Below are 14,454 nucleotides of genomic sequence, written 5' to 3' on the forward strand. Positions count from 1 at the left end.
AGGCTTCGCGCAGGAATTGCAACGACAGGCAGGTGCGCTGCCTGCGCTGGGGCGGGCACGGAATCTGCGTTCTCCCCAGCGCAAAGCCGGAGTGCCGGCAAATCCCACCAGGAGAAAACCGTGGACAAGTCGAAGATTCCCGCAGACCAGGCCGAGGCCCTCGGCGCATTGATGGACGACCATCGCGCTGTCAAGAAGCAGTTCAAGGCGTTCAAGGACACTGAAGATCGCGACGAGAAGCAGGCGATCGCGCTGGACGTGTGCAACCAGCTCACGGTGCACGCCACCATCGAGGAGGAGATCTTCTATCCGGCGCTGCGCGGCATCAGCGACGAGATCGACGACCTGCTGGACGAGGCCGAGGTCGAGCACCAGGTGGCGAAGGACCTGATCGCTGCGATCGAGGAGGATCCGGCCGGCGACAAGCTCGAGGCCAACTACACGGTGCTGTCAGAATACGTCGCCCACCATATCGAGGAAGAGGAGGGCGAGCTGTTCAAGAACGCGATCAAGGAAAAGGTCAACCTGCGCGACGTGGCACAGGCCATGGCGGCGCGCAAGGAAGAACTGATGCGCGAGACCGCTTGACGCGCCTGCGCCCGGGCCAGGCCGGGCGCGGCTCTTCAGCGGATTTGAAGGAGTCGCACAATGCGGCGCGTCCCGCGCCCGCGGGCGGGGCGTTACCATCATGCGGTCGTCACCCGCCGTACCGCAACTGCCCCATGACCTTTGTCGTGACGGATGCCTGCATCCAGTGCCGCCATACCGATTGCGTCGAAGTCTGCCCGATGTCGTGCTTCCACGAAGGGCCCAACTTCCTCGCCATCGACCCCGACCAGTGCATCGATTGCTCGATGTGCGTGCCGCTGTGCCCGGTCGACGCGATCTACTCGGAGCATGACCTGCCCGAGGACCAGCGCCATTTCATTGCCCTCAATGCCGAACTGTCGCGGCGCGCTGACTGGCTGCCGTTGCTCAAGGCCAAGGGGCCGATCCCCGGCCATGAGCAATGGGCCGGCCATCCTGACCGCCTCTCGTTGCTGGAGCGCTAGCGCGCCTCAGCGAAATCCGGGAACGCTTCTTCCAGCGTCAGCACGGTGCCGGTGAGCGTGCCGTCGTAGCCGGGCAGTGCATTGACGCGCTGGCGGAAGGCTTCGCTGGTAAGCGCGTCCACCGCGCCGGCCAGTGCCGCGCTGCGCAGCTTGGCGCGCTCGATCGCAAAGAAGTAGCGCTCCTTGATCACCGGCACGAACGCCAGCCCGAAGCGCCGCGCCGCGGTTTCCACGCCAAAGCCCACGTCGGCCATGCCGCTGCCGATATACGCGGCCACCGCGGCGTGGGTGAATTCACCGTTGCTGTAGCCCTCGATGCGGGCCGTGTCGATGCCGCGCGCGGCCAGCATCAGGTCCAGCAGCAGGCGCGTGCCCGAGCCCACCTGGCGGTTGACGAAGCGCACCTCGCGCCGGGTCAGGTCTTCCAGCGTGTGGATGCCAAGCGGGTTGTCCGGCCGCACGAACAGTCCCTGGCTGCGCACCGCCAGGTGCACCAGGCAGTGGGTGTCCGGTTTGAGCCAGGTGGTGAAATGCCGCCACATGCCGTGCTCGAACTCGCCCACCGGCACATGGAAGCCGGCGATATCGCAGGCGCCTTCGGCCAGTGCCGCCACGGCCTCGACGCTGCCGCAGTACTTCAGGTCGTGCCGCACCTGCTGCTCGTCGAGGAAGTCGCGCAGCGCCGCCACCGCGAAGCCGTGGCTGGCATGCAGCCGCGCCGTGGCTTCGGGCTGGTCCATCAGCTTCTTCAACTCGATCTCCAGCTCGGACGCCAGGCTGTCGAGCGTCGGCGACAGCCGCGCGCCGATCCGCTTGCTGGCCCACACCAACTGCTGCGCCAGCGGCGTCAGCGCGCTGCCGCGCCCGCGGGTCTTGTCGATCAGCGGGCCGCCGAACAGCGCCTCGGCATCGCGCAGGATGCCCCAGGCGTAGCGGTAGGACAGCGATACCGCCTGTGCCGAGTGGCTGATGCTGCCGGATTCCTCGATGTGGCCGAGCAGGGCCACTAGCCGGGACACGTCGAGGGCGTCGCCACCGGGGCTGGCGTCGTCCCGGATCTGCAGGTGCGGGTGGATCGAGATGCGGATCATATGTAGAAAATAGCTTATTGAAGGGCCGCTGTCACTCTCATATAGTCCTTCAAACGGGAAAAAACGGCGACGCCACAGCCCGTAAATAGGAAAAAAATAGCATATAAGAGGCCGCGCTGCCGATCTGCGCAACGCCTCACAGGAGACGCTATGCCAGAAATTTCCCCCCACGCACCGGCATCCGCCGACGCCACGCGCATCGCCGCCATCGTGGCGGCACGCCAGGACATGCCGGGCGCCTTGCTGCCGATCCTGCATGAGATCCAGGACACACAGGGTTATATCCCCGACGCCGCCGTGCCCGTGATTGCCCGCGCGCTGAACCTGTCGCGCGCCGAGGTGCACGGCGTGATCACCTTCTACCACCACTTCCGCCAGCAGCCGGCCGGGCGCCATGTGGTGCAGGTCTGCCGCGCCGAAGCGTGCCAGTCGGTCGGCGCCGAAGCGCTGGTCGCGCATGCGCAGCGCGCACTTGGCTGTGGCTTCCATGAAACCACCGCGGACGGGCAGGTGACGCTGGAGCCGGTTTATTGCCTGGGCCAGTGCGCCTGCGGCCCGGCGGTGATGGTCGGCGAGCAACTGCACGGCTATGTCGATGCCAAACGCTTCGACGCGCTGGTGCGCTCGCTGCGCGAGTCGTCCGCGGAAAAGACCACGGAAGCCGCGGAGGCACAGGCATGATCACGATCACCACCATCTTCGTGCCGCGCGATTCCACCGCGCTGGCGCTGGGCGCCGACGACGTGGCCCGCGCCATCGCGCGTGAGGCCGCGGCGCGCAACCAGCACGTGCGCATTGTGCGCAATGGCTCGCGCGGCATGTTCTGGCTGGAGCCGCTGGTCGAGGTGCAGACCGGAGCCGGCCGCGTGGCCTATGGCCCGGTCAGCGCCGCAGACGTGCCGGAACTATTCGACGCCGGCTTGCTGCAAGGCGGCGAGCACGCGCTGTCGCAGGGCGTCACCGACGAAATCCCCTTCCTGAAGCAGCAGGAGCGCCTGACCTTCGCCCGCGTCGGCATCACCGATCCGCTGTCGCTGGACGACTACCGCGCGCATGAGGGCTTTGCCGGCCTGGAGCGCGCGCTGGCGATGCAGCCCGCCGAGATCGTGCAGGAGGTCACCGACTCCGGCCTGCGCGGCCGCGGCGGCGCGGCGTTCCCGACCGGCATCAAGTGGAAGACCGTGCTGGGCGCACAGTCCGCGGTCAAGTACATCGTCTGCAATGCTGATGAAGGCGACTCGGGCACGTTCTCCGACCGCATGGTGATGGAAGACGACCCGTTCATGCTGATCGAAGGCATGACCATCGCCGCGCTGGCGGTGGGTGCGGAGCAGGGCTACATCTACTGCCGTTCCGAATATCCGCACGCGATTGCCGTGCTGGAAAGCGCGATCGGCATCGCCAACGCCGCCGGCTGGCTCGGCGACGATATCCGCGGCAGCGGCAAGCGCTTTCACCTGGAAGTGCGCAAGGGCGCCGGCGCCTATGTCTGCGGCGAGGAAACCGCGCTGCTGGAAAGCCTGGAAGGACGGCGCGGCGTGGTGCGCGCCAAGCCGCCGCTGCCGGCGCTGCAGGGGCTGTTCGGCAAGCCCACGGTGATCAACAACGTGATCTCGCTGGCCACCGTGCCGGTGATCCTGGCGCGCGGCGCGCAGTACTACCGCGACTACGGCATGGGCCGCTCGCGCGGCACGCTGCCGTTCCAGCTGGCCGGCAACATCAAGCAGGGCGGACTGGTGGAGAAGGCGTTCGGCGTCACGCTGCGCGAGCTGCTGGTCGACTACGGCGGCGGCACGCGCAGCGGCCGCGCCATCCGCGCGGTGCAGGTGGGCGGGCCGCTGGGCGCGTACCTGCCCGAGTCGCGCTTCGACGTGCCGCTGGACTATGAAGCCTATGCCGCGTTCGGCGGCGTGGTCGGCCACGGCGGCATCGTGGTGTTCGATGAAACCGTCGACATGGCAAAGCAGGCCCGCTACGCGATGGAGTTCTGCGCGATCGAATCGTGCGGCAAGTGCACCCCGTGCCGGATCGGCTCGACCCGCGGCGTCGAAGTGATGGACCGCATCATCGCCGGCGAGCAGCCGGTCAAGCACATAGCGCTGGTGCGCGACCTGTGCGACACCATGCTCAACGGCTCGCTGTGCGCGATGGGCGGCATGACCCCGTACCCGGTGCTGTCCGCGCTGAATGAATTCCCCGAGGACTTCGGCCTCGCCTCCAACCCAGCCAAGGCCGCCTGAGCCAGGTCCAGCAGAGACACGGGAGACAAACCGCCATGAATGCCCGCAACGAGATCGATTTCGGCACGCCCGCCAGCCCATCCACCGAACTGGTCACCCTGGAGGTCGATGGCGTCAGCGTCACCGTACCCGCCGGCACCTCGGTGATGCGCGCCGCGATGGAAGCGCAGATCGCCGTCCCCAAGCTGTGCGCCACCGACAGCCTCGAAGCCTTCGGCTCGTGCCGGCTCTGCCTGGTCGAGATCGAAGGGCGCCGCGGCTATCCGGCATCGTGCACCACGCCGGTCGAAGCCGGCATGAAGGTCAAGACCCAGAGCGACAAGCTGGCCGACCTGCGCCGCGGCGTGATGGAGCTGTATATCTCCGACCACCCGCTCGATTGCCTGACCTGCCCGACCAACGGCAACTGCGAGCTGCAGGACATGGCCGGCGTGGTCGGCCTGCGCGAAGTGCGCTACAACGACGGCGGCCCGGAAGCTGCGCCGATCGCGACGCACACGCAGATGAAGAAGGACGAATCCAATCCTTACTTCACCTACGATCCGTCCAAGTGCATCGTCTGCAACCGCTGCGTGCGCGCCTGCGAGGAAACGCAGGGCACCTTCGCCCTGACCATCAGCGGCCGCGGCTTCGATTCCCGCGTCTCGCCCGGCACCAGCCAGTCGTTCATGGAATCGGACTGCGTCTCGTGCGGCGCCTGCGTGCAGGCGTGCCCGACCGCGACGCTGACCGAGACCTCGGTGATCAAGTTCGGCCAGCCCTCGCACAGCACCGTGACCACCTGTGCCTATTGCGGCGTGGGCTGTTCGTTCAAGGCCGAGATGAAGGGCAATGAAGTGGTGCGCATGGTGCCGTACAAGGACGGCAAGGCCAATGAAGGCCACGCCTGCGTCAAGGGCCGCTTTGCCTGGGGCTACGCCACGCACAAGGACCGCATCCTCAAGCCGATGATCCGCGCGAGGATCACCGATCCGTGGCGCGAGGTGTCGTGGGAAGAGGCGATCGACTATGCCGCGTCGCAGTTCAAGCGTATCCAGGCCGAGCACGGCAAGGACTCCATCGGCGGCATCGTGTCGTCGCGCTGCACCAATGAAGAGGGCTACCTGGTGCAGAAGCTGGTGCGCGCAGCCTTCGGCAACAACAACGTCGACACCTGCGCGCGCGTGTGCCATTCGCCGACCGGCTACGGCCTGAAGCAGACCCTGGGCGAATCGGCCGGCACGCAGACCTTCAAGTCGGTGGAGAAGGCCGACGTGATCATGGTGATCGGTGCCAACCCGACCGACGGCCACCCGGTCTTTGCGTCGCGCATGAAGAAGCGCCTGCGCGCCGGCGCCAGGCTGATCGTGGTCGATCCGCGCCGCATCGACCTGGTCGACTCCCCGCATATCCGTGCCGACTATCACCTGCAACTGCGCCCGGGCACCAACGTGGCGCTGGTGACCTCGCTGGCGCACGTGATCGTCACCGAAGGCCTGCTCAACGAAGCCTTCATCGCCGAGCGCTGCGAGGACCGCGCCTTCCAGCAATGGCGCGATTTCGTCTCGCTGCCGGAGAACTCGCCGGAGGCGATGGAAAGCGTGACCGGGATTCCGGCGGAACAGCTGCGCGGTGCCGCACGCCTGTATGCCACCGGCGGCAACGCTGCGATCTACTACGGCCTGGGCGTGACCGAGCATGCGCAAGGCTCCACCACCGTGATGGGCATTGCCAACCTTGCCATGGCAACCGGCAATATCGGCCGCGAAGGCGTGGGCGTGAACCCCCTGCGCGGACAGAACAACGTGCAGGGCTCGTGCGATATCGGTTCGTTCCCGCATGAGCTGCCGGGCTATCGCCACGTGTCGGACTCGACCACGCGCGGCCTGTTCGAAGCCGCGTGGAATGTCGAGATCAGCCCCGAGCCGGGCCTGCGAATCCCCAATATGTTTGAAGCCGCGCTGGCCGGCAGCTTCAAGGGCCTGTACTGCCAGGGCGAGGACATCGTCCAGTCCGACCCGAACACGCAGCACGTGTCCGAGGCGCTGTCGTCGATGGAATGCATCGTGGTGCAGGACATCTTCCTGAACGAGACCGCCAAGTACGCGCACGTGTTCCTGCCGGGCTCTTCCTTCCTGGAAAAGGACGGCACCTTCACCAACGCCGAGCGCCGCATCTCGCGCGTGCGCAAGGTGATGCCGCCCAAGGCGCGCTATGCCGACTGGGAAGCCACCATCCTGCTGGCCAATGCGCTGGGCTACCCGATGGACTACAAGCATCCGTCGGAGATCATGGACGAGATCGCGCGCCTGACGCCGACCTTCGCCGGTGTCAGCTACAAGCGCCTGGACCAGCTCGGCAGCATCCAGTGGCCGTGCAACGCCGAGGCCCCGGAAGGCACGCCGACCATGCATATCGACACCTTCGTGCGCGGCAAGGGCAAGTTCATCATCACCAAGTACGTGCCCACCACCGAGAAGATCACGCGCGCCTTCCCGCTGATCCTGACCACCGGCCGCATCCTGTCGCAGTACAACGTCGGCGCGCAGACGCGCCGTACCGACAACGTCTACTGGCATGCCGAGGACCGGCTCGAGATCCATCCGCACGATGCCGAGGAGCGCGGCATCAAGGACGGCGACTGGGTCGGGGTGCAGAGCCGTGCCGGCGACACGGTGCTGCGCGCGATCGTCAGCGAGCGCATGCAGCCGGGCGTGGTCTACACTACCTTCCACTTTCCGGAATCCGGCGCCAACGTGATCACCACCGACAACTCAGACTGGGCCACCAACTGCCCGGAGTACAAGGTGACCGCGGTGCAGGTGCTGCCGGTGGCGCAGCCGTCGGCGTGGCAGCGGGAGTACCAGGAGTTCAACGCCCAGCAGCTGCAACTGCTGGAAGCCGCCAGCGCCGACCCGGCGCAGGCCGTACGCTGAGCGGAGGGGCCACGCCATGATGCGCTGCATGCAGTCACCGGAGGTGCATCCGGCCGCGGCCGGAGACGCCGAGCCGCCCACTCACAGCACCTTCGCCGTCAGCCGCTGGCGCCGCGGCGAGCTGATGCTGAGCCCCGATGAAGTGGCCGAGGAGGTGCCGGTCGCGCTGGTGTACAACGGCATCTCGCACGCGGTGATGCTGGCGACGCCGGCCGACCTGGAGGACTTTGCGCTCGGGTTCAGCCTGAGCGAAGGCATCGTTACCCGTGCCGCCGACGTCTATGACATCGAGATCGACACGCGCGAGCACGGCATCGCCGTGCAGCTGGAGATCGCCTCCGAAGCCTTCATGCGGCTCAAGGACCGCCGCCGCTCGCTGGCCGGGCGCACCGGCTGCGGGCTGTGCGGCACCGAATCGCTGGAACAGGTGATGCGCCTGCCGGCACCGGTGCGCAGCGATGCCAGCTTCCACACCGACGTGATCCAGGCCGCGTTCGTGCAACTGCAACTGCGTCAGGAATTGCAGCAACACACGGGTGCGACGCACGCTGCCGCATGGCTGCGTGCCGATGGCCATGTATCACTGGTGCGCGAAGACGTGGGCCGCCACAACGCGCTGGACAAGCTGGCGGGCGCGCTCGCCCGCAGCGGCGAGGACATCTCCAGCGGCGCGGTGCTGGTGACCAGCCGCGCCAGCTATGAAATGGTGCTGAAGACCGCCGCCATCGGCGCCGGCGTGCTCGCCGCGGTATCCGCACCGACGGCGCTGGCCGTGCGGCTTGCCGAACAAGCCAGCATCACCCTGGCCGGCTTCGTGCGCGCCGGCGCGCACGTGGTCTATGCCCATCCCCAACGTCTGCAGCACGAAGCGAGCCTGGCATGAAGATCGACAACCTCATCACCATGGCCAACCAGATCGGCAGCTTCTTCGAGGCCATGCCGGATCGGGAAGAGGCCGTCTCTGATATTGCAGGGCATATCAAGCGGTTTTGGGAGCCGCGCATGCGCAAGGCCTTGCTGGGGCATGTGGATGCCGAGGCAGGGAGCGGGCTGCTGGACATCGTGCGCGAGGCGCTGGGGCGGCATCGGGCGATGCTGGAGTAGCTTGCAGGCCGGTTGCCGCTATGTGTCCTGCGCCCAGCGCTCCACCAGATCCGCAGGGATCGCCTGGAACACTTCATCGAAGCGCTTGCCGGTCAGCCGCTCGGCTTGCCTGAGCAGCAGTGCCACCGGGCTGCTGGGTTCGTGGAACTCGAACCATTGACGCGCGGCGCGGATGGCGGCCAGGGCGGCATCGCGATCCCGCGGTTTGCAGCCGTCTGCGTGCACGGCGGTTGCGGCAGGGGAAAGACCGCCGGCAGCATCGCCGCATGAAGGAGCAGCGACTGGCGCGGCCGTTGGTGCGGCGACCTGCGCTGGCGGGGCGGTTGCGACAGTGCTCTTCATCAAGCCAAGCAGCCTGAGCAGCGGGCTCAAGTCGGGGCTGTCCTGCCGGAGGTTGGCTTTTGCCCAAGCGTCAATGGCCGCTGCTTGGGCCGCGGCCTCGTCGAGTGCCGTGAGGGCGGGACTTTTCTGCTGGCGCAGATCCTGCATTTGCTGCCGCACCGATTCCGGCGCCAGGGCGTCCGCAGGCCGCGGCACGCCGAGCGAACGCTCGACGTCGCGGATCTGCAGCGGGAGCGCCGCGTTGCCAGTGATCGTCAGCTCCCGCACGTCCCGCATCAGCCCCTCCGGGTCGGTCAGCGCGGCCAGCGCATTGGCGCGCATCGCGGGATCGGTTTCGCCATCGACGCATAACTGCGGATGGACGGCATCGGGCCATTTTGCCAGCAGCCGCGCCATGGCCGCGAGTCCGTCGCGCAGGCCGCTTGCCTGGCCTAGCCGGGTACGGCAGCGCAGCAACAGCGCCAGGATGCGGATGTCGCGCGTGCGCAGCAGCAGGCGCCGGCAGTCGCGCTCCAGATCCGCCCAGTTGATGGCCTCGGGCTCGCTGACGAAGTTGCCGTACTGCGCGTCGGGCTTCGGCGCCGCCTTGGCCAGCAGCACGACGAACTCAGGGTCGTATTCCAGGTCGTCACCGCATGGCCTGTCGGGTGCGACAGGTTCCAGCAGTTCCGGGAAGGGAAAGTCAGGTCTTGGCACCGGTACGGCCTTGGCTTTGGCATTCATGGTCAGTGTGTTGCATAGTGTTCGGGCTCGAACACCATGCCGGTGATGGCGCGGCTGTGATCCGGTTCGCCCAGCCATGTAGACCAGCCCAGGCGTTCCTGCGAGCCCAGGATGGCGGGCGGCGCCGAGTCCGGGATCACCTGCAGCTCGGCTTCCCAGACGAACTCGAAACCGACGAAGGCGCGCACCCATTCGATGAGCGTCGGAAGATCCCTGCCGTTCGGCGTGAAGTTCAAGTATTGCTGCAACCCGAGCGGGCCGATCACCAGACGGAACTTGTGTTGGCGGTCCGGCACCATTTCGCCAAGCATGGCGCCTTGCCCCATGACCCCTGGGGCGCCCGGGTGTCCCAGGCGGCTGCGCTCGGCCGGATCGACGGCGATCCAGTGCAATACATACTCTTCAAGCCTGACGGGCACACCAAAGAAGTGTGAAAGCGTGGCCGCGATGCCGTCGGGATTGCGTGCTTCGCGCACCTGGTGTGCGCTCGCAGCGAGCCGGGCGTGCGGCGGCAGGGTGCTGTGCGCGATTTCGTCGGCTTCATTGCCCGCCAGCCAGCCGACATAGCGGGAGAACACCTCGCCGTCGCGCCGATCGAGGCCCGCGGTGGCTTGCGCGCTTGCCCACGCGCGGTAGAACTGCGTGAAGGCGCGATGGTGGAAAAGATCCAGGAAGTCGGCGGTGGTGTTGTCCCGCTGTGCCTCGCTACGTTCGCGTACAACTTCCGTCAGGTGAATCGGCAGCGCCCCGTTCGGCCCCAGCATGCCCAAGCCAAACAATTGCACCTTGAGCCGGCCGGACAGCGGCTGCACCTGCGCGATCTCGCGCGGCGCGAAGGTGAGCGCGGCCTGCTGGCCAGCCCGGAAAGGCTCGTCGCGTGGCCGGCTCGCCTGCCCGATCGGGGGCAAATCAGGGTGCCGGGCGGACAGATGCCGCAGGAGCCCCAGGAAGCTCAGCTTCCACGGCGCCTGGCCGGCATAGTTTCCGGGCGCGGCCGTCGCCGCCGGCGAGGGCGGCACATTGTCGTCGTTGCCTTTGAACATGGCTACACGGCGCTGCGGCCGCCCATGCGCACGGGCCAACGATGCACCAGGCCGCGTTGCATGGAGTGCAGTTCGGTTTGCGTGAAGACATTGACCGAGACGTGGCGCGCCAGGAAATGCTCCAGCACCACGCCGAACAGGTATGGGCTGATGCCGGAGAAGCCGCCTTCGTCCACCGTGAGCTGGCACTGGATGCCGCGGCCGTAGATCAAGGGCCCGTTGCCTGGCAGCCGGCGCATGACTGGTTTCACGTTCGCGCCGATCAGGCTCTGGATTTGCCCCTGGTGCGCGAGGTCGTCGTTCGCCACGAAAAGCCGCAGCATGTCACGCAGGCCCTGGCCCCCTGAGCGATGCTCCAGGTCGGTCAGCGACAAGTAGTTGAAGCCCAGCAGCCGTATCAGGCGCCAGGCCATTTCACCATCCGCATAGGGCGGCCGTGGTGCCGACGGCGCGCGGATCAGGCCGATCCCGTCCACGGGGATGGAAGCTGCCGGGGTCAGGTCGTGCCGGCCATTGCGCGGTACCAGATTGGGCAGATCGCGATTTGTAACCAGCGATTCCACTGACAGGTAGCGCAAGGCGTCCGGGTAGGGAGCTTCGTGCTGGTCCACCAGCGACACGAACAGCTCGGTGCCGACGTATGCCGTGCGTGTGCCGTACTTGCGAGCCTGCTCAGAGATCAGCCGACGCTCGCGCCGCAGGGAAAAGTAGCGGCCGTGGTTGCCTTCATCACTATTCAGGGTGGTAAAGAGCGGCTGGAAGTCGATGCCTGCGCTGTGCTCGGACCGTTGTGCGGAGAGCTGCCTGACGGTGTGGATTTCGTAGTCAAGCGGATGCTGCCGGTCGGCGACCAGGTGAAACTCGGCGCGGCCCGGCGTGACCTCGATGCGATCGGTGCGCTTTGGAAACAGATTGACCACCGGTGTGCAAAACAGCGCGAACTGTTCGCGGTCGACCTTGCTGGTCAGATCCCGGGGCGGCTTTGACAGCAGCACGACGATCTCGGCTTCCTTGCCGCGGATCCGGCTCAGGCCCTGAGCGAGCTTGTTGAGGCCGAAGAAATAGAAGCGTTGCGGGCAAGCGAAGTACTCATGCAACAGGTTGTGCCCGTGGAAGCTGTTCCACTGCAAAGGCAGCGCGCCTTCGCCCGGTCCCATTCCCACGTAACTGACAGCATCCTGCGCCACTGCGCAGGGGCGCTCGCTCATGGCCCCGGGGTGTCCGATCAGCGTCGCCACACCGGCGCTGTGCAACAGTTCGAACAGTTGTGAGGCGATCAGGTCATCGCCGCGCAGATAGACCGGCAGGTGGTCCAGGCCGGGCAGTTGGTCGAAGGTCGCGTCTCGCGTACAGCGCAGGCGCAACCGCAGGGCACCCTGGACTGTCACATGGGCGGGCACATAGCGCTCCGGCCCCCTGACATCGGGCGGAATGCCAGTGAGCCGCGCTTCGGTGATCTCAACCGGCCACAGTGTCAACGGCTGCGTGGTCCTGAACTGGCAGGCCGTCTTCTCTCCAGGCGCCGCCGCCGCGTTGACCTCCGTGCCGCGCGGAACCTCCACGCCACGCGCAAAATCGCCCTCGCTCTGGCTGGGTCGGAACTGCGCGACCGCAATCGATGGCGTCGGCGCCACATAGTTGGGGTAGATCACCTCCAGCAGCCGCTGCGTGAAGCGTGGGAACTCAGCGTCCAGCTTGATCTCGGTACGCGCTGACAGGAAGCAGAACGCCTCGATCAGGCGCTCGACGTAGGGGTCGGCCACCTCGATGCCCTGCATGCCCAGCCGTTTCGCGACCTTCGGGTGCTGTTTGGCGAATTCCCCGGCCAGCTCGCGCATATAGACGAGCTCGCGATTGTAGTAATCGAGCAGTTGCGGATCCATGGTGTCAGCTGGCGTGGATCGATTGGACACTCATCCGGCTGGTTTCCAGGTCGAGCGAGCTTTGGGCAGTAAACGCCATCGGATACGGGTTCATATGGATCAGGCCTTTGATCTCGAACACCAGGGTGTTGTAGCGTTGTGGCGCATCTTCTTTGAGAAGCGGCTTCACTTCCAGCGAGCCGGGGATGAGCCGGGGTTCGAAGTCCAGGATCGCACGCCTGACGATGGTGACGATATCGCTCCACTTGTGTTCGGCCAGATAACTGCCGGCGACCGGGGACACGCCGTAGTTGATGGTCGATGCGGCAGCAGCGGGATAGCGCTTGCGATCGATTTCATCCTCGCGATTGGTGGTGTTGAGCAGATAGGTGAGGTCGCGCTGGATGATCTCGCGCATCTGGGCACGCGTGACGGTGTATTCGTCCGCGCTTTCCGTCTGGCGCTGGGGCGCGTCGTCGCGCAGCCGGTCCAGCAATGTCGGCAGCAGTTGCGAATTCGGGCGGCGCGGCGGGCGGTGTTCAGCCATGCTCCGCGTCCAGGGTGAGTGTTGTCACATCCAGCATGGCGACATCCCCCGTGTCCGTCATCCAGGTCTTCTGGCCGAAACCGATGACACCTGTCTCGCCCGCTTCACTCCAGCTGGTTTCGCGAGCCAGCCGAATCCCGTCGCTGCCTTGTTCGGAGCCTGGGTAGCGCACCGGCAGGAAGCCACGGCTGACCACGCCGTCGGCGAGTGTCACCGTGGCCGGGCGCCATAACAGATCCAGCAACCCGGACGCCTTGCCCAACTCGATCTTGCGCATCTGCGCAAAGGGCAGCCAGGCGTAGCGCCCCGCGGTTACGATCTCGCAGGTCGGTCCCAGCCGTGTGTCAGTGTCGGTGATCCAGGCAAAGCGCACGCCGTCGTGCGCGCCGGCTGAGGCTGGCACCTGCGACAGGGCCAGGTGCCGGCTGGCGTCCGCGGCTGAGCAATCGCCGGCCTTGTTTCCTGCCAGAGCCGTGTGGAGCTTTGCCACCCACGCCGGGGCCGGCAGCAGCGAGCCGGGGGTGCGCTGGCCGGCAAATACCTCGCCACGGAACACCTCCGCACGGATCAGGTCGCGGTACACATGCGCGGTTTGCGCGAAGCCGGGCGCAAGCTGCGTGGCGACCTGCAATTGCTTGAGGGCCCTGGACCAGTCACCGACCACGCAGAGCCACTGGAATAGCCGCCAACGGAAAGCGAAAGAGCCAGGTTCCTCGCGGACCTGCGCCTCCGTCTGGGCCAGCGCGCCCTTGACCGAGCCGCTTCGGCGAAGGATTGATGACAGCCCCGTGTCGGATGCCTGACGAGGGGTGTGCGATTCAAGCGTCATGGTCAGGATCAGGCGTCAGCGCCGGCGCGGGACGGTAGGCGCTGTCCATCGAGACCAGATGGTGTTCGCGACGGGTAAGCGGGGCCGTGACATTGCGGCGCCGCGTGGGCGCAATGTCGCCAGCGAACAGCCACAGCACGTCCGGCGCAGCCGGGGTTGAAAAGAGTTCGTGCTCTTCCAGGGATTCTTGGGAGCCGATCAGCGAATCAATATGGCCAGCTGTGTCCAGCATGTCCATCAAGCTATCGGCATGGTTCGCTTCGCGCGCGACCGTTTGCAGCGGCTTCGGGTCGACCTCCGCCGGGATCTGAACTGTCGACGTTGCATTTGAGCTGGCATGAGCACTGACGTAGTTCGGATCCCGTAGCGCCGTCTCGGCCTCGCGTTTGAGCTGATCGAGCACGTCGGCCGGGTCAGGGGCAGCCGCCGCCGTTGTCCCCGCGCCACCGGCTGGCTTCACCAGCGAGAACGGATCGGCAGCGTCTGGCTGCGGCCCCCCAAGCGCATCCCAGGGCCAGGGCGCATTGCTGTCGCCACCGAGTCCGGCGTTGACGGCGTGGATTTCTGCAGTGCGGTTCTGCCAGTCGCTCATAGCCCAGCCACCTGAGGTTATTGGTTTTCGAGAGCGTCTGATGATAATCGAAAATCCTGGCGTAACGAATTTTAAATCGAATGGAATTTTCCTATTAAATATCCGGAAAATCAG

General features: G+C 66.3%; 14 protein-coding genes. 7 read left to right on the plus strand and 7 right to left on the minus strand.

All coding sequences use genetic code 11. From position 1 onward, the window contains the following. The first annotated feature begins 120 nt into the window (after positions 1-120). On the plus strand, positions 121-588 hold the full coding sequence (locus AC3WON_RS16140) for a hemerythrin domain-containing protein (RefSeq protein ID WP_492352245.1): 468 nt from the start codon (positions 121-123) through the stop codon (positions 586-588). 134 nt (positions 589-722) lie between these two features. Then, the gene (gene fdxA / locus AC3WON_RS16145) at positions 723-1,052 is read left to right on the plus strand and encodes a ferredoxin FdxA (protein WP_492352246.1); all 330 of its coding nucleotides are present in this window, start codon (positions 723-725) and stop codon (positions 1,050-1,052) included. On the opposite strand, the gene AC3WON_RS16150 is transcribed toward fdxA, so the two are convergent. After that, the gene (locus tag AC3WON_RS16150) at positions 1,049-2,143 is read right to left on the minus strand and encodes a substrate-binding domain-containing protein (protein ID WP_492352247.1); all 1,095 of its coding nucleotides are present in this window, start codon (positions 2,141-2,143) and stop codon (positions 1,049-1,051) included. The genes fdxA and AC3WON_RS16150 overlap by 4 nt on opposite strands. Before the next feature lie 150 nt (positions 2,144-2,293). Here AC3WON_RS16150 and AC3WON_RS16155 point away from each other — a divergent pair, with 150 nt between their 5' ends. From AC3WON_RS16155 to AC3WON_RS16175, 5 genes are read left to right on the plus strand one after another with little or no spacing between them, the layout of a single operon-like run. Continuing rightward, a complete protein-coding gene (locus AC3WON_RS16155) occupies positions 2,294-2,824 on the plus strand; it encodes a formate dehydrogenase subunit gamma (RefSeq protein ID WP_492317585.1) in 531 nt (176 codons plus the stop codon). After that, positions 2,821-4,383: a formate dehydrogenase beta subunit gene (locus tag AC3WON_RS16160; RefSeq protein WP_492352248.1), complete on the plus strand. Its 1,563-nt coding sequence runs from the start codon at positions 2,821-2,823 to the stop codon at positions 4,381-4,383. Before AC3WON_RS16155 ends, AC3WON_RS16160 begins: the two co-directional genes overlap by 4 nt. A gap of 35 nt (positions 4,384-4,418) precedes the next feature. Beyond that, the gene (fdhF, locus tag AC3WON_RS16165; protein WP_492352249.1) at positions 4,419-7,298 is read left to right on the plus strand and encodes a formate dehydrogenase subunit alpha; all 2,880 of its coding nucleotides are present in this window, start codon (positions 4,419-4,421) and stop codon (positions 7,296-7,298) included. Between the two features lie 16 nt (positions 7,299-7,314). Further along, the gene (gene fdhD / locus AC3WON_RS16170; protein WP_492352250.1) at positions 7,315-8,181 is read left to right on the plus strand and encodes a formate dehydrogenase accessory sulfurtransferase FdhD; all 867 of its coding nucleotides are present in this window, start codon (positions 7,315-7,317) and stop codon (positions 8,179-8,181) included. After that, positions 8,178-8,402, plus strand: a complete 225-nt coding sequence (locus tag AC3WON_RS16175) for a formate dehydrogenase subunit delta (protein ID WP_010811246.1) — start codon at positions 8,178-8,180, stop codon at positions 8,400-8,402. Before fdhD ends, AC3WON_RS16175 begins: the two co-directional genes overlap by 4 nt. An 18-nt stretch (positions 8,403-8,420) precedes the next feature. Here the strand turns inward: AC3WON_RS16175 and tssA are convergent, their stop codons facing one another. Genes tssA through AC3WON_RS16205 form a run of 6 tightly spaced genes read right to left on the minus strand, consistent with a single transcriptional unit; the run spans position 8,421 to position 14,340 of the window. Next, the gene (gene tssA / locus AC3WON_RS16180; protein WP_492352251.1) at positions 8,421-9,467 is read right to left on the minus strand and encodes a type VI secretion system protein TssA; all 1,047 of its coding nucleotides are present in this window, start codon (positions 9,465-9,467) and stop codon (positions 8,421-8,423) included. A gap of 2 nt (positions 9,468-9,469) precedes the next feature. Continuing rightward, on the minus strand, positions 9,470-10,510 hold the full coding sequence (tssG, locus tag AC3WON_RS16185) for a type VI secretion system baseplate subunit TssG (protein WP_492352252.1): 1,041 nt from the start codon (positions 10,508-10,510) through the stop codon (positions 9,470-9,472). Between the two features lie 2 nt (positions 10,511-10,512). Next, entirely contained in the window at positions 10,513-12,393 is a 1,881-nt protein-coding gene (gene tssF / locus AC3WON_RS16190) for a type VI secretion system baseplate subunit TssF (RefSeq protein WP_492352253.1), read from the minus strand. 4 nt (positions 12,394-12,397) lie between these two features. Beyond that, positions 12,398-12,919, minus strand: coding sequence for a type VI secretion system baseplate subunit TssE (gene tssE, locus AC3WON_RS16195; protein ID WP_011614627.1), 522 nt, complete (start codon positions 12,917-12,919; stop codon positions 12,398-12,400). Next, a complete protein-coding gene (locus tag AC3WON_RS16200) occupies positions 12,912-13,748 on the minus strand; it encodes a type VI secretion system accessory protein TagJ (protein WP_492317577.1) in 837 nt (278 codons plus the stop codon). The genes tssE and AC3WON_RS16200 overlap by 8 nt, the downstream gene beginning before the upstream one ends. Next, positions 13,738-14,340, minus strand: a complete 603-nt coding sequence (locus AC3WON_RS16205) for a TagK domain-containing protein (RefSeq protein ID WP_492317576.1) — start codon at positions 14,338-14,340, stop codon at positions 13,738-13,740. The genes AC3WON_RS16200 and AC3WON_RS16205 overlap by 11 nt, the downstream gene beginning before the upstream one ends. Between the last annotated feature and the right edge of the window lie 114 nt (positions 14,341-14,454).

The sequence above is a fragment of the Cupriavidus sp. FW305-46 genome, from assembly GCF_058787075.1.